Source organism: Sinomonas halotolerans (assembly GCF_039615075.1).
Lineage (GTDB): Bacteria > Actinomycetota > Actinomycetes > Actinomycetales > Micrococcaceae > Sinomonas > Sinomonas halotolerans.
The window spans coordinates 475590-500712 of the sequence record NZ_JBDFRB010000001.1 but is presented as its reverse complement, the minus strand read 5'-3'; the positions used below and the strand labels follow the sequence as shown (position 1 = coordinate 500712).

The 25123-nt window shown below is 71.5% G+C and carries 24 protein-coding genes, 1 tRNA gene, 1 pseudogene and 2 riboswitches; of the genes and pseudogenes, 18 read left to right on the top strand and 8 right to left on the bottom strand.

The genetic code is table 11. The features are described 5' to 3' along the window. The first annotated feature begins 74 nt into the window (after window positions 1-74). Complete coding sequence (locus ABCQ75_RS02230; protein ID WP_345882849.1) at window positions 75-506, top strand: hypothetical protein; 432 nt, start codon at window positions 75-77, stop codon at window positions 504-506. A gap of 62 nt (window positions 507-568) precedes the next feature. On the opposite strand, the gene ABCQ75_RS02225 is transcribed toward ABCQ75_RS02230, so the two are convergent. Next, on the bottom strand, window positions 569-802 hold the full coding sequence (locus tag ABCQ75_RS02225; protein ID WP_345882848.1) for a hypothetical protein: 234 nt from the start codon (window positions 800-802) through the stop codon (window positions 569-571). Window positions 803-1168: 366 nt separating this feature from the next. Between ABCQ75_RS02225 and ABCQ75_RS02220 the strand changes: the two genes are divergently transcribed. The 3 genes from ABCQ75_RS02220 to ABCQ75_RS02210 are packed head-to-tail and all read left to right on the top strand — an operon-like array spanning window position 1169 to window position 2722. Next, on the top strand, window positions 1169-1384 hold the full coding sequence (locus ABCQ75_RS02220) for a hypothetical protein (RefSeq protein ID WP_345882847.1): 216 nt from the start codon (window positions 1169-1171) through the stop codon (window positions 1382-1384). Window positions 1385-1427: 43 nt separating this feature from the next. Next, window positions 1428-2027 carry a helix-turn-helix domain-containing protein gene (locus ABCQ75_RS02215; RefSeq protein ID WP_345882846.1) on the top strand — a complete coding sequence of 200 codons (600 nt, stop codon included), beginning with the start codon at window positions 1428-1430 and terminating at the stop codon, window positions 2025-2027. A gap of 41 nt (window positions 2028-2068) precedes the next feature. Continuing rightward, window positions 2069-2722 carry an RES family NAD+ phosphorylase gene (locus ABCQ75_RS02210; protein WP_345882845.1) on the top strand — a complete coding sequence of 218 codons (654 nt, stop codon included), beginning with the start codon at window positions 2069-2071 and terminating at the stop codon, window positions 2720-2722. Window positions 2723-3214: 492 nt separating this feature from the next. Here ABCQ75_RS02210 and ABCQ75_RS02205 read toward each other — a convergent pair whose 3' ends face one another. From ABCQ75_RS02205 to ABCQ75_RS02195, 3 genes and pseudogenes are all read right to left on the bottom strand, one after another. Continuing rightward, complete coding sequence (locus ABCQ75_RS02205; RefSeq protein WP_345882844.1) at window positions 3215-3454, bottom strand: hypothetical protein; 240 nt, start codon at window positions 3452-3454, stop codon at window positions 3215-3217. A gap of 218 nt (window positions 3455-3672) precedes the next feature. After that, complete coding sequence (locus ABCQ75_RS02200) at window positions 3673-3942, bottom strand: helix-turn-helix domain-containing protein (RefSeq protein ID WP_345882940.1); 270 nt, start codon at window positions 3940-3942, stop codon at window positions 3673-3675. A 108-nt stretch (window positions 3943-4050) separates the two neighbouring features. Further along, window positions 4051-4590 (bottom strand): annotated as a pseudogene (locus ABCQ75_RS02195) (DUF1643 domain-containing protein); the annotation flags it as partial. Window positions 4591-4865: 275 nt separating this feature from the next. Between ABCQ75_RS02195 and ABCQ75_RS02190 the strand changes: the two are divergent. The 3 genes from ABCQ75_RS02190 (at window position 4866) to ABCQ75_RS02180 (ending at window position 7676) form a co-directional block, all read left to right on the top strand. Beyond that, entirely contained in the window at window positions 4866-5354 is a 489-nt protein-coding gene (locus ABCQ75_RS02190; protein WP_345882843.1) for a helicase associated domain-containing protein, read from the top strand. Window positions 5355-5463: 109 nt separating this feature from the next. After that, on the top strand, window positions 5464-6681 hold the full coding sequence (locus ABCQ75_RS02185) for a restriction endonuclease (protein WP_345882842.1): 1218 nt from the start codon (window positions 5464-5466) through the stop codon (window positions 6679-6681). A gap of 356 nt (window positions 6682-7037) precedes the next feature. Further along, window positions 7038-7676, top strand: a complete 639-nt coding sequence (locus ABCQ75_RS02180) for a hypothetical protein (protein WP_345882841.1) — start codon at window positions 7038-7040, stop codon at window positions 7674-7676. A gap of 561 nt (window positions 7677-8237) precedes the next feature. Here ABCQ75_RS02180 and ABCQ75_RS02175 read toward each other — a convergent pair. Both ABCQ75_RS02175 and ABCQ75_RS02170 read right to left on the bottom strand, forming a co-directional pair. Then, window positions 8238-9542 carry a tyrosine-type recombinase/integrase gene (locus tag ABCQ75_RS02175; protein ID WP_345882840.1) on the bottom strand — a complete coding sequence of 435 codons (1305 nt, stop codon included), beginning with the start codon at window positions 9540-9542 and terminating at the stop codon, window positions 8238-8240. Between the two features lie 363 nt (window positions 9543-9905). Further along, window positions 9906-9982 (bottom strand) — tRNA-Thr (locus ABCQ75_RS02170). Window positions 9983-10126: 144 nt separating this feature from the next. On the opposite strand from ABCQ75_RS02170, the gene ABCQ75_RS02165 reads away from it, so the two are divergent. Continuing rightward, window positions 10127-10795: a haloacid dehalogenase type II gene (locus ABCQ75_RS02165; protein WP_345882839.1), complete on the top strand. Its 669-nt coding sequence runs from the start codon at window positions 10127-10129 to the stop codon at window positions 10793-10795. Between the two features lie 18 nt (window positions 10796-10813). Here ABCQ75_RS02165 and ABCQ75_RS02160 read toward each other — a convergent pair whose 3' ends face one another. After that, window positions 10814-11848: an NAD-dependent epimerase/dehydratase family protein gene (locus ABCQ75_RS02160; RefSeq protein ID WP_345882838.1), complete on the bottom strand. Its 1035-nt coding sequence runs from the start codon at window positions 11846-11848 to the stop codon at window positions 10814-10816. A 149-nt stretch (window positions 11849-11997) separates the two neighbouring features. Here ABCQ75_RS02160 and ABCQ75_RS02155 point away from each other — a divergent pair, with 149 nt between their 5' ends. Further along, on the top strand, window positions 11998-12438 hold the full coding sequence (locus ABCQ75_RS02155; RefSeq protein ID WP_345882837.1) for an Lrp/AsnC family transcriptional regulator: 441 nt from the start codon (window positions 11998-12000) through the stop codon (window positions 12436-12438). A gap of 144 nt (window positions 12439-12582) precedes the next feature. Then, on the top strand, window positions 12583-13614 hold the full coding sequence (locus ABCQ75_RS02150) for an ornithine cyclodeaminase (RefSeq protein ID WP_345882836.1): 1032 nt from the start codon (window positions 12583-12585) through the stop codon (window positions 13612-13614). Between the two features lie 94 nt (window positions 13615-13708). On the opposite strand, the gene ABCQ75_RS02145 is transcribed toward ABCQ75_RS02150, so the two are convergent. Beyond that, window positions 13709-14329: an L-threonylcarbamoyladenylate synthase gene (locus tag ABCQ75_RS02145; RefSeq protein ID WP_345882835.1), complete on the bottom strand. Its 621-nt coding sequence runs from the start codon at window positions 14327-14329 to the stop codon at window positions 13709-13711. An 81-nt stretch (window positions 14330-14410) separates the two neighbouring features. On the opposite strand from ABCQ75_RS02145, the gene ABCQ75_RS02140 reads away from it, so the two are divergent. The 8 genes from ABCQ75_RS02140 to glyA all read left to right on the top strand — a co-directional run bounded on the left by ABCQ75_RS02140 (window position 14411) and on the right by glyA (window position 25021). Next, a complete protein-coding gene (locus tag ABCQ75_RS02140; RefSeq protein ID WP_345882834.1) occupies window positions 14411-14644 on the top strand; it encodes a hypothetical protein in 234 nt (77 codons plus the stop codon). 60 nt (window positions 14645-14704) lie between these two features. Next, window positions 14705-15568 (top strand): metal-dependent hydrolase, encoded by an 864-nt coding sequence (locus ABCQ75_RS02135; RefSeq protein WP_345882833.1) that lies wholly within the window; start codon window positions 14705-14707, stop codon window positions 15566-15568. 222 nt (window positions 15569-15790) lie between these two features. Beyond that, the gene (locus tag ABCQ75_RS02130; protein ID WP_345882939.1) at window positions 15791-18292 is read left to right on the top strand and encodes a Tex family protein; all 2502 of its coding nucleotides are present in this window, start codon (window positions 15791-15793) and stop codon (window positions 18290-18292) included. Window positions 18293-18523: 231 nt separating this feature from the next. Further along, complete coding sequence (locus ABCQ75_RS02125; RefSeq protein ID WP_345882832.1) at window positions 18524-18730, top strand: hypothetical protein; 207 nt, start codon at window positions 18524-18526, stop codon at window positions 18728-18730. A gap of 155 nt (window positions 18731-18885) precedes the next feature. Next, window positions 18886-18984: riboswitch (glycine riboswitch) on the top strand. Between the two features lies 1 nt (window position 18985). Next, window positions 18986-19083, top strand: a riboswitch (glycine riboswitch). A gap of 40 nt (window positions 19084-19123) precedes the next feature. Further along, entirely contained in the window at window positions 19124-22012 is a 2889-nt protein-coding gene (gene gcvP, locus ABCQ75_RS02120; RefSeq protein WP_345882830.1) for an aminomethyl-transferring glycine dehydrogenase, read from the top strand. 50 nt (window positions 22013-22062) lie between these two features. Then, window positions 22063-23259: a glycine cleavage system aminomethyltransferase GcvT gene (gene gcvT / locus ABCQ75_RS02115; RefSeq protein WP_345882828.1), complete on the top strand. Its 1197-nt coding sequence runs from the start codon at window positions 22063-22065 to the stop codon at window positions 23257-23259. 59 nt (window positions 23260-23318) lie between these two features. Next, the gene (gcvH, locus tag ABCQ75_RS02110) at window positions 23319-23699 is read left to right on the top strand and encodes a glycine cleavage system protein GcvH (RefSeq protein ID WP_345882826.1); all 381 of its coding nucleotides are present in this window, start codon (window positions 23319-23321) and stop codon (window positions 23697-23699) included. Further along, window positions 23696-25021 carry a serine hydroxymethyltransferase gene (glyA, locus tag ABCQ75_RS02105; protein WP_345882824.1) on the top strand — a complete coding sequence of 442 codons (1326 nt, stop codon included), beginning with the start codon at window positions 23696-23698 and terminating at the stop codon, window positions 25019-25021. The genes gcvH and glyA overlap by 4 nt, the downstream gene beginning before the upstream one ends. Window positions 25022-25123: the final 102 nt, after the last annotated feature.

Genomic DNA, 25123 nt, shown 5'->3' with positions numbered 1-25123 from the left:
AGGGAGAGGCCCCCGCCACAATGGCGGGGGCCTCTCCTATAGCCCTGACTGGGGGGAGTGCGCATACTGGTCGCATGACCACGGACGCTGAGGGGCTCTCCCCGAGGATCGCCCGGGCCCTCCGGGACGAGGAGGAGGCCCTCGGATCGCTCGAGCGCGAGTGTGGGCGGCTCGACGCTGCACAGGTCGAGGCCCTGTTCGGGCTGCGTCCTGGGCAGGCCGAGGAGCTTTGCGGCGCGGGTCAGTTGCTCGCATACCGGCACAGAGGGGCTCAGACCCGCTGGTACCCGGCATTCCAGTTCGATGGACCGCGGGTGCTCGCGGTCGTCGCGCATCTCCTGGAGGTCGCCCGTGCGGCGGGGGTGGCCCATGAGGACGTGGTCCTCTGGCTCGGCTCCAGAACCGCGATGCTCAGCGGCACGGTACGGCCAGTTGACCTGCTGCGCACCGACCCTCAGAGCGTCCTGGCTGCGGCGCGATACGACCTCGCCGAGCGGGCCTGGTGACGAGGAGGCCCAGATGCTCCCGAAGAGCCACTGCGGGCCCGTGGTCGACTGTCACCAGCAGGTCAGCCTCCCGCCCTGGCCTTGGCCACCATCTCGTCGGTAACTACGTGACCCTCGGCTGCCGGGAGCAGCACCAGGCCACCGTCGGCATCGGACGGCGCCCCGGCAGCCTGAGCTGCTAGGCCGGCCAGGGCCAGCTCCGACACGGCCGCGCCCACGCTGCGGCTCTCGCGTGCACGTACGCGGGCGCGGGCGGCCGCCAGGACCCTCGGGTCCAGATCGAGCGTGGTCCTCACTCTCGGGATCCTACCGCCCGGGTCCGCGCCCCAAGCATTGAGGCAGGGCTCCTCACTATGAGACGGGCACTTTATCCCGGCCCGGGCACTCCTCGCTTTGCCAGAATGCTGGCAAAAGGGGGCTTCTGGCACTTCTGGCCGAGCCAGAAGGGCTGGCAAATCTGGGGATTCTGGCATTTCTGGCAGCGCCACGTCGCCCCGGCATAGCTACCGCGCAGTGATCCCGGCGAGATGGCATCATGAGGGCATGTCGGGCGACGACGGTAAGCGGTGGTCGAGCGAGCAGCATCAGCGGCGTCAGGCCGTCCGGCGCGACGCAGACATACTGGGCCTCCGGGGGGGGCGGAGAACGACCTGGACGCTCTCGTGGCCTGGACCGCCCAGAACCTGCCCTTCATGGCCGCCGGCAGCCTGCCCGAGTTCGACATCGAGACCGATGTGCGCCGTGCCGTGCGGGAGTCCGCCCCCGTGCCGGGCCCGGCCCGCCGCGGCTCCCCCACCGCGGCCCTGGCCGTCGTGTGCGGTGTGCTGCTGGCCGTGGCCGGGGCCGTGTTCTTCCTGATGCCGCACCTGGCCGGCTGACCTTCCCATCCTGCGCAGCCTTCCTGAGGAGTAGAATCCCTGCATGGGATCGCACGGAGACGAGCAGGACTGGGATGCCGCTGCGGCGTCCGGGCACGAATACGAAGGCGAGCCGGTCGAGGCGCTCCTCGGGGTCTGGCACGGCGCCTCCCCGGCCGCCCGCGAGGCATTCCTGGCCGCCGCCGCCCACCACGCCGACGACCGGCTCGACCCGGGCACGTGGGGCGAGGCCCCCACCGAGGAGGCGGAGAGCAGCGCGGCCCTGTCCCAGCTCTCCCGCGACTTCAACCGGCGCGAGGAGGCCCTCCAGTCGGCCCTCACCGTCACACAGGCCGCGAAGCTCATCGGCATCTCCGTGCAGTCCCTCCGGGAGCGGGTCGAGGCCGGGGACCTGCTCGGCCTGAAGGCCGGACGGGAGTGGCGCCTTCCCCCCTGGCAGTTCAGCGCCGAGACCGAGAAGGGCTACCTGCCCGGGCTCCGCCGGGTCCGGTCCGAGTTCCCTGCCGGGCTGGTATCCCTGTGCCTGTGGGCTGTCAGGCCCAACCCCGACCTGGGCGGGTCCACCCCGTCCCAGCAGCTCGAGGCGGGCCATGTGGAGCCGGTGGTCCGCGCGGCCCGCAGCATCACATCAGCCGCGTGGTGAGGCCCCTGGCCCGACCGGGCCGGCCGCTGCGGGGAGGGACGGTGGCCAGCTGGGGGCGCCAGCCCGGCCAGCAGTGGCAGTGGTGCCGCATCTGGCACCCCAGCGGCTGGGCTGCCAGCGGCTCGGCGCACCGCGGCTTCGGCCCGATCGGGCGGATGGACCACCACGTGCCGGCCCCCGACGGCCAGCCCCGGCAGTGCCCGGAGGGAAGGACCGTGCTGTACGCCGCCGAGAGCCTCGCCACCGCCCTGGGCGAGGTGTTCGGGGAGGCGGGCGAGGTGGCGGCATGCCCCCGGTACCGGGTCTGCGCGCTCGAGCCAGAAGCGCCCCTGCCGGTCCTCGACCTGCGCTCCGAAGGCGCCGCGATGCGGATCGGCGCGCTCCCGTCCCTGGCCACAGGGCCGTACCCCCGGTCCCTCACCCAGGAGTGGGCGAGGGCGGTGTACGAGGACCAGCCCGCCGAAGGGGTGACGGTGCGGGGCATCCTGTACAACGCCGCCTACTCCAACGGGGGCGCACTGGCCCTCTGGGACACCGACGGGGAGGTCACCGTCCCGCACATCGGCGGGATGCACCAGGACTTCGCCCTCCAGGACCCACAGATGTGGCGGCGGGTCCTCGTCGAGGCCGACCGGATCGGGATGCCCGCGGCCATGGCCGACCCGGCAGCCTGCCCCCGCTGCCGCCAGGGCTGACCGCCCGGCACCACCGGTCGAGCCTTCGGGCCGCTGCCGCACACGTGGGCTGTGCACCCTCCCGTCGCCTCCGACACGGCATAGGAGGAGCACACCACCACCGGCAGCTGCGCGACCGAGGAGAGCCCATGGCGTTCGTCCACCTCCACAACCACACCGAGCTGGGCATCCTAGATGTCTATCGAAATCTACTGAGGTCTACTGAGGTCTACCGTTTCACTACACTCGACCCCACGGCCACGGCGTGGTCCCGGAGGTGTATGCGAGTGGGTGACCGAGCCAGCTCCCTCAGTGCCCCCCGAGGGGGTTAGACGACGCTGACTCGCAAAGGAAGGGCCACACCGGATCGGTGTGGCCCTTCCCGCTGCGGTGGGTGCGTCCCAGGCACCCACCGCCAAACTGGCCCACAAGTCGACACCCTGAGAACCCGGGTCCATTGTATGTGCGCGGTCTGACAGGCATGCCACACCGACTCACCTCACCCGGCGCTGGTCACCGGTTCTCCGCGGCGGTGGCCGCCTGCCGCTTGGCGCGCTCCACTTCCAGGGTCTTGCGCGAGAGGCTCAGCAGGGCCCTCAGGCCCCGCTCCGTGCCTTCTGGATCGTGGACGGGCCTGTCGCCGAGCAGGGACCCGGCCCCGAGGTCGATGACGACGTCAAGCCGGTGCGCCGACACGTCGGGCGAAACGGACTCAGAACGCAGCGCGCCTGCTCGGCGGATCATCGCCACCACCCCCTCTCCTCGACGGCATGCTCTGCATTCAGCGTAGGGCTACCGGGGGGCCCGAGGATAGGCGCCGCATCAGCACGGGTCTCGGCGGCCAGGACCCGCGGGTCGATATCAAGGGTGGTCCCCATCCTGAGGATCCTAGCGCTGTGCGTTGGTGCGCCTCAGAGCTCGGGGCACGCAGTACCACCGCGTCTCATCGTGGTCCGAGGCCGGGGCGGGCATCACCCTGCATCGGGTTGCGTCTCACCGTCGGCGGGCTCGAGCTGGCCGGTGGCGATCGCCTCGGCCGTGCGCCGGTAGGCGTCCTGGATGTAGGCCTCCAGCTCGGAGCGCTCGATGCGCCACTGGCCGCGCCCGCCGACCTGGATGGCGCGCAGCTCGCCGCGGCGGACCAGGGCCAGGGCCTGGGAGGGGGAGACCTGGAGTTCGGCCTGGACGTCCTTCAGGGTCAGGAAGCGCGGCCCGGCGGGGGCGTTCTGGGCGTTGCTCATGGCCTTGAGGCTACCCTCCCCGGCCGGCTCCGACGCGAGGGGCTTGGCTGCGCCCGGCGGGGCCCACGGGGCCAGCTGCGCGGCGCCGGCGACGTAGAGCGGGTGGCGGGGGTGCCCGTTCCGGGTCGTGCCCAGGCAGGACAGGGCGATGCCCCGCCCGGCCAGGAGGGCGTGCACGCGCGCGGCCCGGCCGGCGGCGAACGGGTGCGCTCCCCAGGCGGCCACGACGGCGCGCGCGCCTTCCCCGGCGCGCAGCAGGTACTCGTCGTTGAGGGGTCCGACCGGGTCGGGGTGGGCCCGGAGCCGTTCCGGGTCGGTGGAGCGCAGCGCGAACAGGTTGACGACCTCGAGCCCGCCGCAGCCGTGGGCCCGGGCGAAGCCGATGCACCGGCTGATCGTGCGGTCGTCCGCCTCGGCGTCGGCCGTGGACGGGTTGAGCATGACGAACGCCATCGTGCTCCCCGGGCCCCAGCGGCGCTCGAGCAGGTAGCGGTAGTCGCCGTCGATGACGGCGCTGCTGGATGCCAGAATGGGCTCCCTCCTGCTCGCGGGCCTGTCGGCCAGGGCGGTAGGCCATCTCCGGGACGCCGGCCGATGGCGAGGCGGCTCAGCGCCGCGCCGTTTGGCTAGCGAGCTGCCCTGACGCAATCTGTCCAGACGGCGTCTGGACAAGCTGACGTCAGATGTATCGAAATCTAGCGCTATCTAGCGGAATGCTAGATTCGCGAAGCGACGCCTAGGTTGCTGTCGGCACGCCGCAGCCGCCAGGCGCCTCCTCGCGCGGGGCAGCGGGCCCGGGCAGGGAGTGAGGGTGGTAGCCACTGGCTCCATGCACTGCCCGGGAGGACCCGCTTTCCGCTTGTGGCGGGGAACCGGCGCGCGTGGCGCGCAAACGTACGATGGGCACGACAGGAGGGCGCGTGATGGACCAGCAGCTGCGGCGCGAGCTCGCCCGCCAGATCAGCGGCCTGCCCGCCCGCACTGCTGCCCCGGTCGAACCGGACCGGTTCCTGGCCCGCCTGTCCGAGGCCCGCCGTTTCCAACAGGAGCACGGCCGCCTGCCCAGCCCTACCGCGGCCGACCCCGCCGAGGCCCGCGCCGGGCAGTGGCTGCGTGGGCAGCGCCAGCAGGCCCGGCACGGCACCCTGGACGCCCAGCACCACGCCCTGCTCGCCGACACCCTGGGCCGGCACTGGGACGACCCGGCCGCGCGGGAGCGCGCCGTGCAGTTCTGGACCACGAGGACTGCTGAGCTGGAGGATTTCGCCGCCCGCCAAGGCCGCCCGCCGGCCTCCGCGTCCCGGGGCGCAGAGCGCGGTCTGTACAAGTGGGCATGGAAGGCCCGCAGGGACCGGACCCTGGCCGCCGCCCGCCCCGACCTGGCCGCCCGCATTGACGCCGCCATGCGCTGACCGCCCCGCCGCGCGTCGACCTGCGCGAGGTGCGCCGAGAGATCCCTGCGCGGAGCGCCAACATCAGCGGGTCGTACATTCCTGATTGAACACTCATAGAACGGATGCCATGAACCGGCTGCTATCCCAGGACCCGCGCACGATGTGGGCGTGGTCCGAGTACGAAAACAGCGACCTCGCCCTGCCCGTGGACGACAACGCCGCCCGGCAGGTCCTCGAGGCGATCCCCGAGGGGGACCACGTCGAGGTGTTCGGGGCGGTGACCGTGGGGAAGCAATCGGACTGGCGGGCGACAAGCATCCCCGAGGACGCCTACTTCGCCGCCAGGGCCTTCAACGCGTGGATCATCCCCTCCCGTGGCTGGCGCCCGCTGGTCATCCCCGCATCCACGACCCGCCACACTGCGAACGTGCACGGCCCCCAGCTGTCCCAGGGCTCTTTCCGGGTCGACAGCGGCGGGGAGCTGTGCGCCTACGGCGACCACCAGGCCGTCGAGTGGTTCGACCAGGGGGCCGGATCCTCCATCCTCCGGCTCCCGGACAGCCCGGCAGCCCCGACGCCGCCCTCCCTCGGGGGTGGTGCCGCCGGGACCAGCACGGCAGGGCTGGGCGGACGGGCCGGGCTGCTGGGGGACTGGCGCACCGCCGAGGACGTCGCCCGCTGGCACATGTCCGGGCCGTTGGGCTTCTTCGGGGCACGCCTCACCGGCGGGGTCTCCGACCGCGGCGTCGACGTCGAGCATCCCGAGGCGGCCGCGCAGGTGAAGATGCAGGCCACCCCGGTCGGGGCGCCCCAGATCAGGCAGCTGCGGGGCACGAGGCCGCAGCTCGGGGCGCACCTGTTCTACTCAACCTCCGGATACACCAGCGCCGCCCTCGAGGAGGCCGCCGAGACCGGTGTGGCCCTTTTCGCCGTCGGCGACGACGCCAGGGTGCTGCCCGTCGGCGGGCGCGCCGAGGCCCTGGTCCTAGACGGGCACCGCCGCAGGGGCGGGGACGACGCCGTCGTGGCCGCCTACGTGCAGGAGGTGACCTCCCGGATCGGCAGGGCGGCACGCAACCATGCCAGCCCGGAGTCCATCGACCACCTCAGGCGGGTCCACGGGAAGGACCGCGCCCACCGCGCGATCCGGTACCTGGTCGGGGCCATGGAGGCGCTCGAGGAGGCCCCCGCGATCGGCGGCGCACCCCACCGCGAGGTGCTCGGCCACTTCCGCAATGCCGACCTCCGGGCGGCGTTCTCCTGCACGGCACTGGGACTGCCCTACCCGGGCGACAGGCCCGCTGTGGAAGCCCCGAAGCGGCGCACCGCGGCCGACTTCTACTGACCCGTGCCGCCCAAAGGCGTAGCACGGCCTGGGTGCCTGTGGCGCGGTCAATACGGGCGAACACCGCGAGACCTCCACCTCGGACTCGGCCGCTCGCCCTCCGGAGCCGACGGCTCCGCGCCGACCCGGCACGCACGACATCGATGCCTGGCTGGCCCGTGTTCCGGCGTCAGGCCCCTCCCGAGCTGTCTGGGAACGGTGTACCGAGATCTGCCGAGGTCTACTGTTTCGCTAGATTCGGCCGCGCGGCCGGATATCTCGTGCAGTCTCCCCGCCGAAGCCCCTTCGAACGGGGCAAGCGAGGTTAACCATCGTGCAACGCCCTGTCCCTCACGACGGCGGTATGCTCAGTGACCGTGCATTTTGTGCTGGCGTCACGGCTCTCGCTCCGCAACGACCCGCGCTTCACCGAGCGCTGGCTCCAGGCCCAGATCGCCGAGCACCCATCAGTGCTAGGGCTCGGCGAGCTCTCTGTGGTCGCGATTGAGAGGCGCCAGAACTACGGCGGCCGGCTAGACCTGCTTCTCACTGATTCGGCTCTGAAGCGCCGGTATGCCGTGGAGTTGCAGTTGGGGCCTCTCGATGAGGACCACCTCCTGCGGGCAGTTGAGTACTGGCACGCCGAGCATCGTTCGCGGCCGCAATACGAGCACGTCGCTGTCGTCGTTGCCGAGGAATACTCCGAACGCCTCGTACGAATCGCCGATGCGCTCTCGGAGGGGATTCCCCTGATAGCGATCCGGATCGAGGCCCTGCAGGTGGCAGGCGCTATCACTCTGCGCAGCGAGGCGGTCGTAGGCCTCCGGGGCCCCGGATGCTGGGACTATCCAGGGGTGCACCGTCCCAACGACCGCCGACACAGGAAGCGAGATAACGTCCTGGACACCGAAGTCGTGCAACTTCGAGAAGAAGGACTCTCGCAACGTGAGATTGCCCGAGAGCTCGGCGTGTCAAAGACGAGCGTCGTACGAGCCTTGATTCGCTCGAGGGCCTGACTCCTTACCCTTGGGCGGCTGTGCATCAAAGCCGGCGTGAGAGGCGGGGTGCCCGAACCTCAGTTCTGGCTCCAGCCGTTGCTGCTGATAGGAGCGCCAATTGCGCTGACCCGCCAGTCGGAGGGCCGACCCTCCGTTAACCTCACCCGCCGCGATGCGAGACTGGGCGCGCGGGTGCTATTGCGCCCTAGTGGACGGGGCGGAGTCCGAACATCGGCACCGAGACGTGCCGACATCAGCGCCGGGGGTAGGGGCACTTGCCAGAATCGGGCAGCCCCCGGCGCCACGTTTTAGTGACCCTCGGCTCCCAGCATCTCCACATTCGCGACGGTGGTCGTCGCAAGCATCCTCCTCGCTTCTTCCTCCCAATACCTTCGCCTCGCGCGCCTGAGCGCCGCCATGGAGGGGGGCAGGGCGGCCTCGGCCGCCGCTGATTTGCGGCAGCGAATTGGCGACCCCCGTGAGCGGGGCTCACTAGGAATCAGGGGTGAGCAGATCGTTCGAGATGCTGCCCGGGGCGCTACTCAGCGCGCCCGGGGCTGGAGTCCCGACGTGCCTTGCTTATCGGACCTCGGCGGCGGGGCGTTCGTACAGCTTCTGGAGGATTGCGCCTTGCCGTACCGGCTCGGGCACGCCTGGGTCGATGTAGTGCCTCTCTGTGACTCTGTGGCTGCTGTGGCCACCGAGCCGGGCCGCCTCTTCCAGTCCGACTGCTCGCGACACCTCGGTGAGGGCCGTCGCCCTCAGTTTGTGAGGAACTGCCCAGTCGAGTTCAACCTCCAGGCCGGCAGCCTCTTTGGCCTTACGGAAGTGCGTGCGAACGGCGGCGGGGCGGACCCAGGTGCCGTTTCGGGTGACGAAGACGGCGTCGATCGGGTTGAGCCGTGGGGAGTGGAGCCGCCGCCGCCCGAGTATCTCCATGACGAAGTCGGGGGCTTCGACGACGAGCTCGGGTGCCTCGCGTCCTGATTTGCGCCATTCCTGTCGGAAGAACCGGCCCTCGACATGGCGGCCCTGGTCATCCCTGTAGGCCCGCTGCTCGACGAGGGTGCCGCGGACATGGACAAGCCCCTGCTCAAGGTCCACGTCGCTCCACCGCAGTGCGAGCGCTTCTCCGATCCGCACGCCGAGTCCCAGCATCACTCCGAGGACGTCCGCAAGATGCTCCGAACGGGGCATCCCGGAGGCAACGCCTCCGTGTTGCCAGGCGTGTGCCGCGGCGCGGACGGACTGCAGCTCCTCGTCTGACAGCGCCCTCGGCTTGACCCTTCGTTTCTCCGGTGCATCGCAGGCGCGTGCAGGGTTTCCTCTGATGAGGCCCCCGAGTTCCGCGTAGCGGAGGGACTGCCGGAGAATCGTCAGTGCATGGCGTGCCTCGGTGTACCGGGTCCCGTCGCGCACCATTCGGGTCAGTGCGTCCTGGATGTGGCGCGCGGTGAGCTCCTCGAGGCTGATGTGGCCGAGCTCGGGCACGACGGCGCGGTGGATTACCTCGGCATACCCGCCGCGGGTCTGCGGAGAGATGCCGCGGCGGATGTCGACGTCGCGGCTCGGGCGCGAGTTCAGCCAGTCCCACACTGCCCGCTCGACAGTTGTCTGGGCAGGAGCCTGGTCGACACCCTTTAGGAGCTTCTCAAGGCGGGCGGCCAGAGCCGCGCGGGCGTCGCCTTTACGCGGACGTTCCACGCGGCATACGCGCTGGACACCCTGGGTGTCGACATAGGTGGCCTGGGCCCGGTAGAGGCCCTTGGCGTTCTTCGCGGAGCTGGTCCAGATTTCCCCGACCTCACCGGGACCGAGAGGTGGGCGGCCCATCAGGCGGCCCTGCTTGAGCCGGACCGAGTCCAGGCTTGCAGGCTCGTCCACTCATAGCGCGCGCTCCCACACGGGAACCGGATTACCTTCGGCCCTTGGCCGAGAGCGGCCATGTTTGAGAGCCGCTTGACGGACAGCCCTAGGTACGCGGCGGCCTCTGCGCGAGTGAGCAGGAGCTCTGCCATGTCCTCCCGCTGGAGGTCTACGTTGTTAGTTTGCTTCGACATGGTCCCCATGTGTGCGGACATCCGAAGCGGACTCGACAACAGGGTCTCTGGGGGACTGTGCCGGCCCCTGAATGCGTGACCTGATTCGGGCCAGCAGTTTCTATGGGAGTTTTCATGGGAGCGACGTCGGGCCAACATACGGAAAACCCTCTCTGATCTGCGTTTCCGCAGGTCGGAGAAGGGTTCGTGGAGCCCCCTGCCGGATTCGAACCGGCGACCCTCTGTTTACAAGACAGATGCTCTGGCCAACTGAGCTAAGGAGGCGCGGCGTCCCGCTCGAAGTCGCGGGAGACGCCCCTCAAGCGTAGCGCGAAGAGGCGGCCAGCCGGGAATCGGTTTCGGCCGCCGGCTGCCGGGCAGGGATGGGCCAAGGCGGACGCCCCACTCCCCAGCAAGAGGAAGCACCCCATGCCCGATGTCATCGTCTTCGACGTCAACGAGACCCTCTCCGACATGTCTGGGCTCGGCCCGCGCTTCGTTGAAGCCGGAGCTCCGGCGGAGCTCGCGAAGCTCTGGTTCGCCATGGTCCTCCGGGAAGGATTCGCCCTGGCCGCAGCCGGCGACTCGGCGCGCTTCTCGGACCTCGCGACCGAGATCCTCGCCAGCCTCCTGCGCGAGGCGGGCGTGGCGGACGAGGAGGCAACGGCGTCGCGCCTCACCTCCTCGATAGCAGACCTGCCCCTGCACCGCGATGCCGCGGAGGGGATCCACGCTCTCCGCGCCGCCGGCCACCGCCTCGTCACCCTGAGCAACGGCTCCAGTCAGGTGGTCGAGCGGCTGGTCGGCGCCGCCGGGATCCAGGACCAGTTCGAGCGGATCCTGTCCGTCGAGGACGCTCCCGCGTGGAAGCCGCACCGAGATGCCTATCGGCACGCCGCGGCGGAGTGCGGAGTGGGGCCGGAGGAGATGCTTCTCGTGGCGGTGCACCCTTGGGACATCCACGGCGCGGCCCGCGCAGGACTCCAGACCGCATGGGTGAACCGTTCGGGTGCCGCCTACCCGCCGTACTTCGCCCGGCCGGACCTCACGCTCACATCGCTCGGAGGGCTCGTCAGGGCGCTGCACCCTGGGCCGTAGACCGGGCCGTCCTAGGATTCAGTCCTGCGAGGCCTGGTCGCCAGGGCGGAGGGGCCTCGAGGCTGAGACGCCCGAGGCCTCCTGCATTCCCCCGAGGACGGCCGAGACGGCCTCCTGCGAGGTGCGGCGGGGCTTCCAGCCGAGCTCATTGCGCGCTCGGGCGGTGTCCATGATGGGCACCTGCACCGCCATGTCGATCCAGCCCGGGTCCGTGCGCTGCAGCCGCAGCTCCCATGTGGCCCAGACGAGGCTGCGCAGTGCGCCGAAGGGGATGGGAAGCGAGCGCTTCGCCCCCACGACGGGCGGGAGAGTCGTCGAATCGAGAGTCGGCTCGGCGGCGATGTTGAAGGCCCCGGTGGCCTTCTTCTCGAGGACCAGGGCGTAGGCCTCGGCGATGTCCTCGGCGTGGACCGCCTGGAAGGCCATCCGCGGCGGCATCGGCAGGATGGGCACCCGGAGGCGCGCAACCTGCTGCGGGATGAACCGGCCGAGGAAGAACCGGCCCACCTCCGACGCCTGGCCGGACTGGAAGATCAGGGCCGGCCGCACCCGCGCCACCGCGATCCCGGGATGCTCCGCCTCGAACCTGTCCAGGATCCGCTCCACAGCGGCCTTCTGCCGGCTGTAGTGCGACGTGTGCAGGCCGCCGGTGGGCCACGACTCGTCCACCCGCCGGTCCTTCGGCCCCGCGCTGTACGCCCCGACCGAGGACGCGTAGACGACGTGCTTGACCCCCGCCTCGGCGGCCGCGTCGAAGACCTGCCCGTTCCCGGCGACGTTGACCCGCTCGAGTTCGGCCTCGCGGTGGTTCGGCTGGATCACCCAGGCGAGGTCGACGACGGCGTCGCACCCCTCGAACGCGGCGCGCAGCTTCCCGGGCGCCTCCTCGGCGCCGATGTCGACCGTGTGCCAGGCGGCGTGGCGGTAGGGCTCCGCTCCCGTGTCGGGCACACGGCGGCTGACCCCCACGAGCTCGTGGCCTCCTGCCGCCGAGAGCCGCTTCAGCAGGGCTGTCCCGACGTTCCCGGATGCTCCGACGATGGCGATGCGCATGGCGGCTCCTGACGTGAGTGCTGTGACGGTCCTGCCTTCCTTTCCCCAATTCGCCGGCATGCAAGCAGACAGCCGGGCCGGATCGGGCCGGTGCCGGCCGATATCCTGTGGCCGTGCCTACCGGAGCTGCTCGACGAGACCCTCAGGCGGTGACCCACGCGGACGCCCTCTCCGACCTCGACCGGCGGCTCCTGTCCGCGCTGCGGGAGGACGGCCGGGCCCCCGTGGCGGACCTCGCCCGGCGGCTCGGGGTGACGCGCGCGACCGTGAGCAGCAGGATCGAGAAGCTCACCGCCTCCGGGACGATCGTGGGCTTCACGGCCCGCGTCCGGGACGGGGTGGGCGCGGACGGCATCCGCGCCGTCACGCTCATCGAGGTCGAGGGCCGCAGCGCGGACAAGGTCATCGCGGCCCTCCGCGGCCTGCCCGAGATCGCAGCCCTGCACACGACCAACGGCCGCTGGGACCTGGTCGCTGAGCTGCGCACGGAAAGCCTCCCCGGCTTCGACGCTGTCCTCGGGCGCATCCGCGGGATCGACGGGATAGTCAACAGCGAGACGAGCCTCCTGCTCAGCTCGGTGCTGCGCTAGCCGCGCCCTGAGCAGAATGCGCATGCCCGTGCCGCAGTCTGCTCACTCACTGACCAGATATCGCGCATTCAGGCCATTGTGCCTGCATAGTGCACGTCCATAGCGTGGTCCCGTCCCCTTGGAACCACTGAAGGAGCCCCCGCGATGGCGCGTTTCGTCGATGTCCGAACCATGGTCGAATGGGCCGCGAGCCGCGGCCCCGAGGACATCCTCGTGGGCCTGATCGCGTACCTCGAGGAGGACTTCCGCGACTGGCCCGGCTTCGACAAGACCCCGCGGGTCGCGAGCCACACCTCGTTCGGCGTGATCGAGCTCATGCCCACCAGCACGTCCGAGACCTACGCGTTCAAGTACGTCAACGGCCACCCCTCCAACCCGGCCCGCGGCTACCAGACGGTGACGGCGTTCGGCATGCTCGCGGACGTCCACAACGGCTACCCGACGTTCCTGGCCGAGATGACCCTCCTCACCGCCTTCCGCACCGCCGCCACCTCGGCGATGGCCGCCAAGCTGCTCGCCCGCCCCGACTCCCGCACGATGGCGATGATCGGCTGCGGGAGCCAGGCGGAGTTCCAGGCGCTCGCCTTCCGAGCGGCTGGGGGCGTCACCGGGTTCCGGGTGTGGGACACGGACCCGGCCGCGATGGCCAAGCTCGAGCGCAACCTCGCCCCCTACGGCATCACGGTGGTCCAGGCGGCCTCGGCCGCGGACTGCGTGGCGGGTGCGGACATCATCACCACCTGCACGGCGGACAAGGCATACGCGACGATCCTCACCGCAGGCCTTGTGGGCCCCGGCGTCCACGTCAACGCGATCGGCGGCGACTGCCCGGGCAAGACCGAGCTCGACCCGGCGATCCTGACGAAGGCGGACGTCTTCGTCGAGTTCCCGCCGCAGACGCGCATCGAGGGCGAGATCCAGCAGATGCCCGATGACTTCCCGGTGACTGAGCTCTGGCAGGTGCTCACGGGGGAGGCCCCCGGCCGCACGAGCCCCGAGCAGATCACGGTCTTCGACTCGGTCGGCTTCGCGGTCGAGGACTACTCCGCGCTCCGGTTCGTCCGCGACGCGGTGGAGGGCACCGAGTTCGGCGAGGAGATCGACCTCATCGCCGCCCCCGCGGACCCGAAGGACCTCTTCGGGCTCATCGCCGCCGCGGTCCCCGCCCGCGCGTAGGCGAGCGCCGCGCAAGGAGGCGGACGACGCCGGGCGCCGCCCGCCCGCCGTCGTCCGCCTCCCGCCGCTGGAGAACAGTGCCGCGGCGGTGTGGCTACTCGAAGCGGCTCGGGTCCCCCGCCCCGTACCGGGCGATCTCGGCGACGCCCGAGGAGAAGTCCACGACGGTGGTCGGCTCGGAGCCGGTCTCACCAGCGTCGATGACCGCGTCCACCACGAGGTCGAGGCGCTCCTTGATCTCCCAGCCGTCCGTGAGCGGGGCGTCCTCGCCCGGCAGGAGGAGGGTCGAGGACAGGAGCGGCTCGCCCAGCTCGGCCAGGAGGGCCCGGACGACCGCATGGTCCGGGATGCGCACGCCCACCGTCTTCTTCTTGGGGTGCAGCATGCGCTTGGGCACCTCTCGGGTGGCCGGGAGGATGAACGTGTACGGGCCTGGCGTGACGGACTTGATGGCCCGGAAGACGTCATTGGGCATGTCCACGAGCTGCCCAAGCTGCGCGAACTCCCGGCACACGAGCGTGAAGTGGTGCTTGTCGTCCAGCTGGCGGATCTGGCGGATGCGCTCGAGGGCCTCGCGGTTGCCCATGACCGCCCCGAGCGCATAACACGAGTCGGTGGGGTAGGCGATGAGGCCGCCCTCGTGCAGGATCCGCACCGCCTGGCTGATCGCGCGCGGCTGCGGATCCACCGGATGGACGTCGAAGAATCTGGCCATGGGCGCCAGCCTACGCCCGCCGCGGTGCGCCACGCCGGGGGATCGACGAGAAATGTCGGAGGCCCTCTCTAGCCTTTTCCTATGAGCACAGCAGCAGTCGTGACCCCGCCGGCGCGGTCCCACACCCGCACACCCGCCCCGCTCGCCCTCGTCGAGGACTCGTGCCTGGACTGCGGCGAGGCACTCGCCGAGCTCGAGGAGCACCGGTGCGCGGGATGCACGGACCTCGCGCTGCACACCGAGTGCCGCGAGTGCGGCGGCATCCTCCCCGATGCGGACCTCGACGCCGGCCGGTGCGCCGGCTGCGGTGAGTGAGCCACCCGCCTCCATGAACCCCCTCCCACCGTCCCGTCCCCAGCGGGAGGGCTCTCCGGCATGATGGGAGCCCACCACGCGGCCTGTGGCGCAGCAGCCTGGGTCGCGGTGACCACGCATGTCCATATCGACCTCTCTCCGGCCACGGTCCCCCTCGGGCTCGGGCCTGCCTCGTTCGGCCTCGGCTGGCCCCTCCTCGAGGCGACGCCGGCCGGGATCGTCGTCGGCGCGCTCGTGACCGCGGGAGCCGCCCTCCTCCCGGACGCCGACCACCGCAGCGCCACCATCGCCCAGTCCCTCCCGCCCGTCTCGAACGCCCTCTGCACGGTAGTCGGGAAGGTCTCCGGGGGACATCGCAACGGCACGCATTCCCTCTTCGGAGTCGCCGTGTTCACGGCCCTCGCGTGGCTCGCCGCGCAGTGGACGGCCGTGCTCGAGCCATGGGGCACCGTGTACGTGGGGGCCGGGGCGTTCTCGCTCCTTTTGGTCTCCTTCGCGGCGAAGGTGCTCGGTGCGCTGCCCGACGGCGTGCGGCGGCTGCCGTGGATCCTCGCCGTCCCGCTCGCGGCCTTCGTCGCAGTCAACGCCCCGGACCACCCGGGCTGGTTCCCGCTGGCCGTGGGGCTCGGCGCCGCGGTGCACATCGCGGGGGACATGCTCACCACCGGCGGGTGCAACCTGCTGTGGCCGCTCCGGTTCCGCCGGCCCCGGCTCCTGCACAAGGTGCCCGTGGTGCGGTGGATGTGGCGGCGCGGCGGGCACCTCTCCATCCCCGTGCTCGGCGGCGCGGGATCCGTCCGTGAGTGGCTCGTGCTCATCCCTGTGGGCCTCTACGCGTTCGCCGGCGTGGGCGTGGCGCTGTTCGCGATGGGGCGCTCCGGCCTCACCGCGCTGGCGCTCGCGTGGGGGATCGGGGGCGGATGACCGCAGGGCCGGCCCATGGCGGCGCGAGGAGGCCTGCGCGGGCGCGAGAAGCGTGGGTCCGGCGCGAGAAGTGTCCGACAGATGGTGCACAGTAGGACGGTGAGCATTGAGCAAGGACCTGCCGTGACCCGACTCTCCGCCCCCGCCGCTTCTGCCAGCCCCGCCGCTTCCGCCAGCCCCGCCGCTTCCGCCAGCCCGGCCGCTGCCGCCGGCGCGGGTCCCGTGGAGCCCGCGCTGCCGGGCGCCGAGGAGACCGCCGCGAAGATCGCCGGGACGATCGCCGCCGAGCTGGGCGTCCAGGCATGGCAGGTGCGCGCCGCGGTCGAGCTCCTGGACGGCGGCGCCACGGTCCCGTTCATCGCCCGGTACCGCAAGGAGGCCACGGGAACGCTCGACGACGCCCAGCTGCGCACCCTCGAGGAGCGCCTCCGGTACCTGCGCGAGCTCGAGGAGCGCCGCCGCGCCGTCGTGCTCTCCATCGCGGAGCAGGGCGCCCTCACCGCCGAGCTGCACGCCGCCCTGCTCACCGCCGCGACCAAGGCCGAGCTCGAGGACCTGTACCTGCCGTACAAGTCCAAGCGGCGCACCCGCGCGCAGATCGCGCGGGAAGCGGGGCTCGAACCCCTCGCCGACGCGATCCTCGCCGACCCGGGCGCCGACCCCACCGCCCTGGCCGCGGGCTACCTCAACCCCGAGCACAGCATCACGGGGGCGCAGGAGGCCCTCGCGGGCGCCCGCGCGATCCTCACCGAGCGCGCCGGCCAGGACGCCGCGCTCGTCGCGTCCCTGCGCGAGCGGCTCTTCGCGGGAGGACGCCTGCGCTCCGCCGCCAAGGACGCGGGCCAGAAGACCGGGCCCGGCGGGGGTCCCGAGGGCAAGTACGCCGACTTCGCCGACTACGTCCAGCCCGTGGACTCCCTCCCCGGGCACCGCGTCCTCGCCCTCCTGCGCGGCGAGCGCGAGGGGGAGCTCTCCCTCGAGATCGCCGAGGCCGACCCGCGCGACGAGGCCGAGCTCGCCCAGGCCCGCGCCGGCTACGAGCGCGCCGTAGCACACGCCCTCGGGGTCCGGGCGGACCAGGGGACGCCCGCGGGCACGTGGCTCGCCCAGACCGTGAAGGTCGCGTGGCAGGGCCGGCTGCTCGCCAAGCTCGAATCCGACCTGCGCGCACGGCTCTTCGAAGCCGCCGAGGACGAGGCCGTGAGGGTGTTCGCGGCCAACCTGCGGGACGTCCTCCTCGCCGCCCCGGCCGGGAACCGCGCCGTCCTCGGGCTCGACCCCGGTCTCCGCACAGGCGTCAAGGTCGCCGTGGTGGACGGCACGGGAAAGGTCGTGGACACCGCGACCGTGTACCCGCACCAGCCGGCCAAGAAGTGGGACGAATCCCTCGCGGTGCTCGAGCGGCTCGCCCGGAAGCACGGCGTGGAGCTTGTAGCGGTGGGCAACGGGACCGCGAGCCGCGAGACGGACCGCCTCGCGGGCGAGCTCCTGACCCGGCTCGGGATGCCACGACGGGCCAAGGTCATCGTCTCCGAGGCGGGAGCCTCCGTGTACTCGGCCTCGGCCCTCGCCTCCGCCGAGCTCCCGGGCCTGGACGTCTCCCTCCGCGGCGCGGTCTCGATCGCGCGGCGCCTCCAGGACCCGCTCGCCGAGCTCGTCAAGATCGACCCGAAGTCGATCGGCGTGGGCCAGTACCAGCACGACGTGACCGCCGCCAAGCTCGAGCGGACCCTCGACGCAGTGGTCGAGGACTGCGTGAACGCGGTGGGCGTGGACGTCAACACGGCCTCTCCCGCGCTGCTCTCGCGCGTGGCCGGAGTGGGTCCGAACCTCTCCCGGAACATCGTCGAGTACCGCGACGAGCACGGCGCCTTCGCGAGCCGCTCCGAGCTCAAGAAGGTCCCGCGCCTGGGCGCGAAGGCGTTCGAGCAGTGCGCCGGATTCCTGCGCATCACGGGCGGGAAGCAGCCCCTCGATTCCTCCTCCGTCCACCCCGAGGCCTACGGCCTCGCCGGCCGCATCCTCGAGGCGGCAGGCGGTGCAAAGGAGCGGGTCGCGGCGCTGGACGCGGCCCAGTTCGTCGACGACCGCTTCGGCCTGCCCACGGTCCGGGACGTCATGGCCGAGCTCGCGCGCCCGGGCCGCGACCCGCGACCGGAGTTCGTCACCGCGGCGCTCGCCGAGGGCGTCGAGACCATCAACGACCTCAAGCCCGGCATGGTGCTCGAGGGCACGGTCTCCAACGTCGCCGCCTTCGGCGCCTTCGTCGACCTGGGCGTGCACCAGGACGGGCTCGTCCACGTCTCGGCGATGAGCACGAAGTTCGTCTCCGACCCCCGCGAGGTCGTCACATCGGGGCAGGTCGTCAAGGTCAAGGTCCTCGACGTCGACCCGGCCCGCAAGCGCATCTCGCTCACCCTCCGCCTCGATGACGAGCCCGGCGGCGGGCGGCCGGGAGCGGGCGGCGAGGCGCGCCGTCGTGCGTCCGACGCCGAACGGCGCCCGGGTGCCGAGCGCGAGGCCGACCAGCGGGCCGGCAAGCGCGGGGGCGGGCGTGGGGCCGGCCAGACGCGGTCCGGGGAGCCCCGCTCCGACCACCCCCGGTCTGGGCAGCCCCGGTCGGGGCAGGGCGGAGGCCAGGGCGCTGCGAAGGGCGGGCCGGGGAGCGGGGGCGCAGACACGGCGCTTGCGGACGCTCTGCGGCGGGCAGGCCTCGCGCGCTGATCGGCGTTGGCCCTGGGGCCACTGGGGTCATGTCCCCGCACGCGGACTCGACCCCGCAAGGCTGTGGAGCCGTGTCACGTCGCGGGGTCATGTCCCCTCCCGCCGCGGGCGGCGCGGGTGTGTCGGATCTCACGGCTCCGGGGCCCGGAATCCGGGGCGTTCCGCCCTCTCCGCCCCGTCAGAATTGACGGTGGGGCCACGAGATCCACGGCCCCGGAGCGAGTGGAGAGAATGTTCGAGTTCAACCTTCAGACGGCCGTCTTCTTCGGCACCGTAGCCCTCGGTGGGCTGCTCTTCTTCCTGTCAGTGGCGGCCCTCGCGGGCGCCACGCTGCTGCTCGGAGCCATCCGCGGCATGCGGCGCACACGCGGCGCCGCTCTCAGCCCTGACGGCGGCCTGCTCGGCCGCGGCAGCAGGAGCGTGTCCACGGCCGAGTGAGCGCCGGACGGGGCGGGGGAGTGGCGCAGGCCATTTGCCGACGTGACCTCCGGCATAGCACAATGGACTAGTGCCGCTATGAGCGGCGCCGCCCGGCTCAGGTCCGGGACCAGTTGGAGCACAGACCCAGCTGGGCCACAACTGAACATTGCCTCTGATCTGCGGCGGGAGAGTCCTGCGAGCATGAGCAAGCAGGCGCCGTAGGAGCAACACCTCCCCAGGAATCTCTCAGGCACCTGTACCGCTGCGGCAAGGCAACTCTGGAAAGCAGCCCCGCACCCAGCGGCGCTCACCGACGGTGCAAGCCGGGAACACCCGGCGGAATCTCTCAGGTCCCATACAGAGCGGGGAGGAACGAGAGTCAAAAGCCGCGCCACCCGGCCGGCCTGATTGATGGAGTTCCCCGTGACGGACCTTTCCCCCGCAGCATTCGTCGACCGGCACATCGGTGCCCGGCGCGATTCCGACATCAAGCACATGCTCGACACCGTCGGGTTCGACAGCGTCGAGGCGCTCGCCGAGACCGCCGTCCCGGACAGCATCAAGCAGGACAAGCCGCTCTCCCTCGGCCGCGCCCTGAGCGAGCCCGAGACCCTCGCGGCCCTCCGCGCCCTCGCGTCGAAGAACCGGCCCCGCGTCCAGATGATCGGACAGGGCTACTACGACACGGTGACGCCGCCCGTCATCCGCCGCAACATCGTCGAGGACCCCGCCTGGTACACGGCCTACACGCCCTACCAGCCGGAGATCTCCCAGGGCCGCCTCGAGGCCCTCCTGAACTTCCAGACCGCAGTCGAGGACCTCACGGGCCTCCCGATCGCGAACGCGTCCCTGCTCGACGAGGCCACCGCCGTGGCCGAGGCCGTGCTGCTCATGCGGCGGGCGAACAAGGACAAGGCCTCCAAGGATGGCAAGACCGTTCTTGACGCGGACCTGTTCCCGCAGTCCATCGCGATCGTCAAGGGCCGCGCCGAGGCCCTGGGCTTCGAGGTCGAGGTCGCCGACCTCTCCAACGGCCTCCCCGAGGGCCCCATCAACGGGATCGTCCTGCAGCAGCCCGGCGCCTCCGGCCTCGTCGCCGACGCCACCGGCCTCATCGCCGCTGCCAAGGAGCGCGGCGCCATGGTGACCGTCGCCGCCGACCTCCTGGCGCTGACCCTCATCAAGTCCCCGGGCGAGCAGGGCGCGGACATCGCCGTCGGCTCCGCCCAGCGCTTCGGCGTCCCGCTGTTCTACGGCGGCCCGCACGCGGCCTTCATGGCCGTCCACGCTGGCCTCGAGCGCCAGCTCCCCGGCCGCCTCGTGGGCGTCTCGAAGGACGACGCCGGACAGCCCGCCTACCGCCTCGCGCTCCAGACGCGCGAGCAGCACATCCGACGCGAGAAGGCCACGTCCAACATCTGCACGGCCCAGGCGCTCCTGGCCATCGTCGCGTCGATGTACGCCGTCTACCACGGCCCCGAGGGCCTCAAGGCGATCGCCCAGCGGACGCACCGCCACGCCGTCTCGCTCGCCGCGGCCCTCGCAGGCGCCGGGGTCGAGGTAGCACACACGAGCTTCTTCGACACCGTCACTGCCGTGGTCCCGGGCCGCGCGGCCGCCCTCGTGGAGAAGGCCGAGAAGCAGGGCATCAACCTGCGCCTCGTGGACGCCGACACCGTGGGCATCTCGTGCGACGAGACGACGACCTCCGAGCACGTCGCGACCGTCGCCTCGGTCTTCGGCGCCGGTGCCGCGGGCGACGGCGTCGACTCCCACCTCGGTGCCGAGGACGGCGCTGCGGGCTTCGGCCTCGCGGCGGAGGTCCACCGCTCGAGCCTCTACCTCCAGCACCCGGTGTTCCACACGCACCGCTCCGAGACCCAGATGCTGCGCTACCTCCGCAAGCTCTCGGACCGCGACCTCGCGCTCGACCGCACCATGATCCCGCTCGGCTCCTGCACCATGAAGCTCAACGCCACGGTCGAGATGGAGGCCATCACGTGGCCCGAGTTCGCCGGGATCCACCCGTTCGCCCCGGACACGCAGACCGAGGGCTGGCGGGAGCTCATCGCCGATCTCGAGGCCGATCTGGCCACGATCACCGGCTACGACCAGGTCTCGATCCAGCCGAACGCGGGCTCGCAGGGCGAGCTCGCCGGCCTCCTCGCGATCCGCGGCTACCACGCGTCCCGCGGGGAGTCCCAGCGCGACATCTGCCTCATCCCGGCCTCGGCGCACGGCACCAACGCGGCCTCCGCCGTCCTCGCGGGCATGAAGGTCGTCGTCGTCGCGACCGCCGCCGACGGCACGATCGACCACGCAGACCTCGAGGCCAAGATCGAGGCCAACCGGGACCGCCTCTCGGCGATCATGATCACCTACCCGTCCACGCACGGCGTGTACGACGCCGACGTCCGCGAGGTGTGCGACGCGGTCCACGCCGCGGGCGGCCAGGTCTACATCGACGGCGCCAACATGAACGCGCTCGTGGGCCTCGCCCAGCCGGGCCAGTTCGGCGGCGACGTCTCCCACCTGAACCTCCACAAGACCTTCTGCATCCCCCACGGCGGTGGCGGGCCGGGCGTCGGTCCCGTCGCGGCGCGCGCGCACCTGGCCCCGTTCATGCCGGGCAACGCCGCTGACTGGGCGGGCGGGGCGGACGTTCCCGTGTCCGCGTCGCGCTTCGGCTCTGCCGGCGTGCTCCCGATCTCCTGGGCGTACGTCAAGCTCATGGGGGGCGATGGCCTGACCGAGGCCACGAAGTCCGCGCTGCTCGCGGCGAACTACATCGCCAAGCGCCTCGACGAGCACTTCCCGGTCCTCTACACGGGCGAGGCCGGCCTCGTGGCGCACGAGTGCATCCTCGACCTGCGCGATCTCACCGCCAAGACCGGCGTGACCGCGGAGGACGTCGCCAAGCGACTCATCGACTTCGGCTTCCACGCCCCGACCCTGGCCTTCCCGGTGGCCGGCACGCTCATGGTCGAGCCGACCGAGTCCGAGGACCTGGCGGAGATCGAGCGGTTCATCGACGCGATGATCGCGATCCGCGCGGAGATCGACCAGGTCGCCGCCGGCGACTTCGCGGTCGCAGAGTCCCCGCTCCGCCTCTCCCCGCACACGGCCGCGGCCGTGGTCTCCACCGAGTGGGACCGGGCCTACACCCGTGAGCAGGCCGCGTTCCCGGGCCGGACGCACACCCAGGACAAGTACTTCGCCCCCGTGGGCCGGATCGACGGCGCCGGCGGTGACCGCAACCTCATCTGCGCGTGCCCGCCCCTCGAAGCGTTCGAGAACTGACAGCTGACGAGAACCCGCAGCCTTCGAGATCTGAGAACCAGGAGACTTCCATGACCGAGACCACTGCGCCGGTGAGAACCGAGAAGCACACCGCGCTCTACGACCAGCACGCCGCGCTCGGCGCGTCCTTCACCGACTTCGGCGGCTGGCAGATGCCGCTCAAGTACGGCTCCGAGCTCGCCGAGCACAAGGCCGTCCGCGAGGCCGCCGGCCTTTTCGACCTCTCCCACATGGGAGAGGTGTGGGCCACTGGCCCGGACGCCGCCTCGTTCCTCGACTACGCCCTCGTCGGCAAGCTCTCGGCGATCGCGGTCGGCAAGGCCAAGTACTCGCTCATCTGCCGCGAGGACGGCGGGATCATCGATGACCTCATCGTCTACCGAGTGGCCGAGGACGACTTCCTCGTCGTCCCCAACGCGGGCAACGCGGCCACGGTCGCGGCAGAGCTCGAGTCCCGTCGGACGGCGTTCGAGGCCGCCCAGGACGGTGCCGCTGAGTCCAAGCCGCGCCTGGCGCTGCGCGATGCCTCCGAGGAGACCTCCCTCGTGGCCGTCCAGGGTCCGAACGCCGAGGCGATCCTCCTCGGCGTCGTCCGCTCCGAGGACGCCGAGGCCGTGACTGGCCTCAAGTACTACTCGGGGATCGAGCTCGAGGTCCAGCTTGAGGACGGCGCGATCCCGGTCCTGCTCGCCCGCACCGGCTACACCGGCGAGGACGGCTTCGAGCTGTTCGTCGCCAATGGCCGCGCAGCCGAGCTGTGGGCCGCGCTGGCCGCGGCCGGCGAGGGCCACGGCCTCATCCCGTGCGGGCTCGCGGCGCGCGACTCGCTGCGCCTCGAGGCCGGCATGCCGCTCTACGGCAACGAGCTCTCCCTCGCACGCACCCCGTTCGAGGCGGGCCTCGGCCCGGTCGTCGCCCTCAAGACCAAGGAGGGCGAGTTCGTGGGCCGCTCGGCGCTCGCGGCCGCCAAGGAGGCAGGCGCAGGCACGACGACGGGCCAGCGCCTCGTGGGGCTCAAGGGCCTCGGGCGCCGCGCGGCCCGTGCGCACTACCCGGTCCTCAAGGACGGCGTGCAGGTCGGCGAAGTGACCTCCGGCCAGCCGAGCCCGACGCTCGGCTACCCGGTCGCGCTCGCCTATGTCGACGTCGAGCACTCCGCGGTCGGCACGAGGCTTGACGCGGACCTGCGCGGCAAGGCCGAGCCGTTCGAGGTCGTCGAGCTCCCGTTCTACAAGCGCCAGAAGTAGGCGCCTGGGCTTTCCGCCCACCCAGTCCTTCCCCGTCGAAGAAGAAGAGGAACACCCCTATGAGCAAGGTCCAGACCGGCCTCCGCTACTCCGAAGAGCACGAGTGGCTCGACACGGCCGCCGCGCCGGCCAAGGTCGGCGTCTCCCAGGTCGCCGCCGACGCCCTCGGCGATGTCGTCTACATCGACCTCCCCGAGGCCGGCAGCGTGGTCACCGCAGGCGAGACCTGCGGCGAGATCGAGTCGACCAAGAGCGTCTCCGACCTGTACTCGCCGGTCTCCGGCACCGTCGTCGAGGTCAACCAGGAGGCCATCGACGACCCGGCCCTGGTCAACGAGGACCCGTACGGCGCAGGCTGGCTGTTCACGGTCGAGGTCTCCGAGGAGGGTCCCCTCATGACCGCCGAGGAGTACGCCTCGAAGAACGGCGGCGAGCTGTGAGCGCCCCGGCCCAGAAGGCCCCCGAGTTCGTGCAGGTCGTCTCGGCCTCCCTCGACGCGGACATCTCCGCGCTCGACCCGGAGATCGCAGCGGGGATCGACGCCGAGGCGGCGCGCCAGCGAGGCGGCCTCGAGATGATCGCCTCGGAGAACCACACGGCTGTGGCCGTCATGCAGGCGCAGGGCTCGGTCCTGACCAACAAGTACGCCGAGGGCTACCCGGGCAGGCGCTACTACGGCGGCTGCGAGCACGTGGACGTCATCGAGACCCTCGCGCTCGACCGGGTCAAGGCGCTCTTCGGCGCCGAGTACGCGAACGTCCAGCCGCACTCGGGCGCACAGGCCAACGCCTCGGTGATGCACGCGCTCATCAAGCCGGGCGACACGGTCATGGGCCTCAACCTGGCCCACGGCGGCCACCTCACGCACGGCATGAAGATCAACTTCTCGGGCAAGCTGTACAACATCGTCCCGTACCAGGTCCGCGAGGACGACCACCGGATCGACATGGCCGAGGTGGAGCGCCTGGCCGAGGAGCACCGCCCGCAGCTCATCGTGGCGGGCTGGAGCGCCTACGCGCGCCAGCTGGACTTCGCCGAGTTCCGGCGCATCGCGGACAAGGTCGGGGCGTACCTCATGGTGGACATGGCCCACTTCGCGGGCCTCGTCGCCGCCGGCCTGCACCCGAGCCCGGTGCCGCACGCCCACGTGGTGACGTCCACGACGCACAAGACGCTCGCGGGCCCCCGCGGCGGCATCATCCTCACCAACGACGCCGACATCGCCAAGAAGGTCAACTCGGCTGTGTTCCCGGGCCAGCAGGGCGGCCCGCTCGAGCACGTGATCGCCGGCAAGGCGGTCGCGTTCAAGATCGCCGCCTCGGCCGAGTTCAAGGAGCGCATGGAGCGGGTCCTCGCGGGTGCGAAGATCCTGGCCGAGCGCCTCACGGCCGAGGACGTCAAGGCTGCCGGCATCGGCGTCGTCTCCGGCGGCACGGACGTGCACCTCGTGCTCGTGGACCTGCGCAATGCGGCCCTGGACGGCCAGCAGGCGGAGGACCGCCTCGCGGCGATCGACATCACCGTGAACCGCAACGCCGTCCCGTTCGACCCGCGTCCGCCCATGGTGACCTCTGGCCTGCGGATCGGCACCCCGGCCCTCGCGACCCGCGGCTTCGGGGAGGAGGCGTTCCGCGAGGTGGCGGACATCATCGCCGAGGCGCTCATCGCGGGCCCGGACGAGGACCTCTCGGGCCTCAAGGCCCGCGTGGACGCCCTCGCCGAGGCCCACCCGCTGTACCCGGGCGTCGCCGACCTGGCCTGACCCCCGTTGCGGGGGGCCCGCCCCCCCCCCGGCCCCCCCCCCCCCCCGGCCCGGCCCCCCCACCCCCCCGGGCGGGCCCCCGCCCCCCCCCGCCGTTCGAAC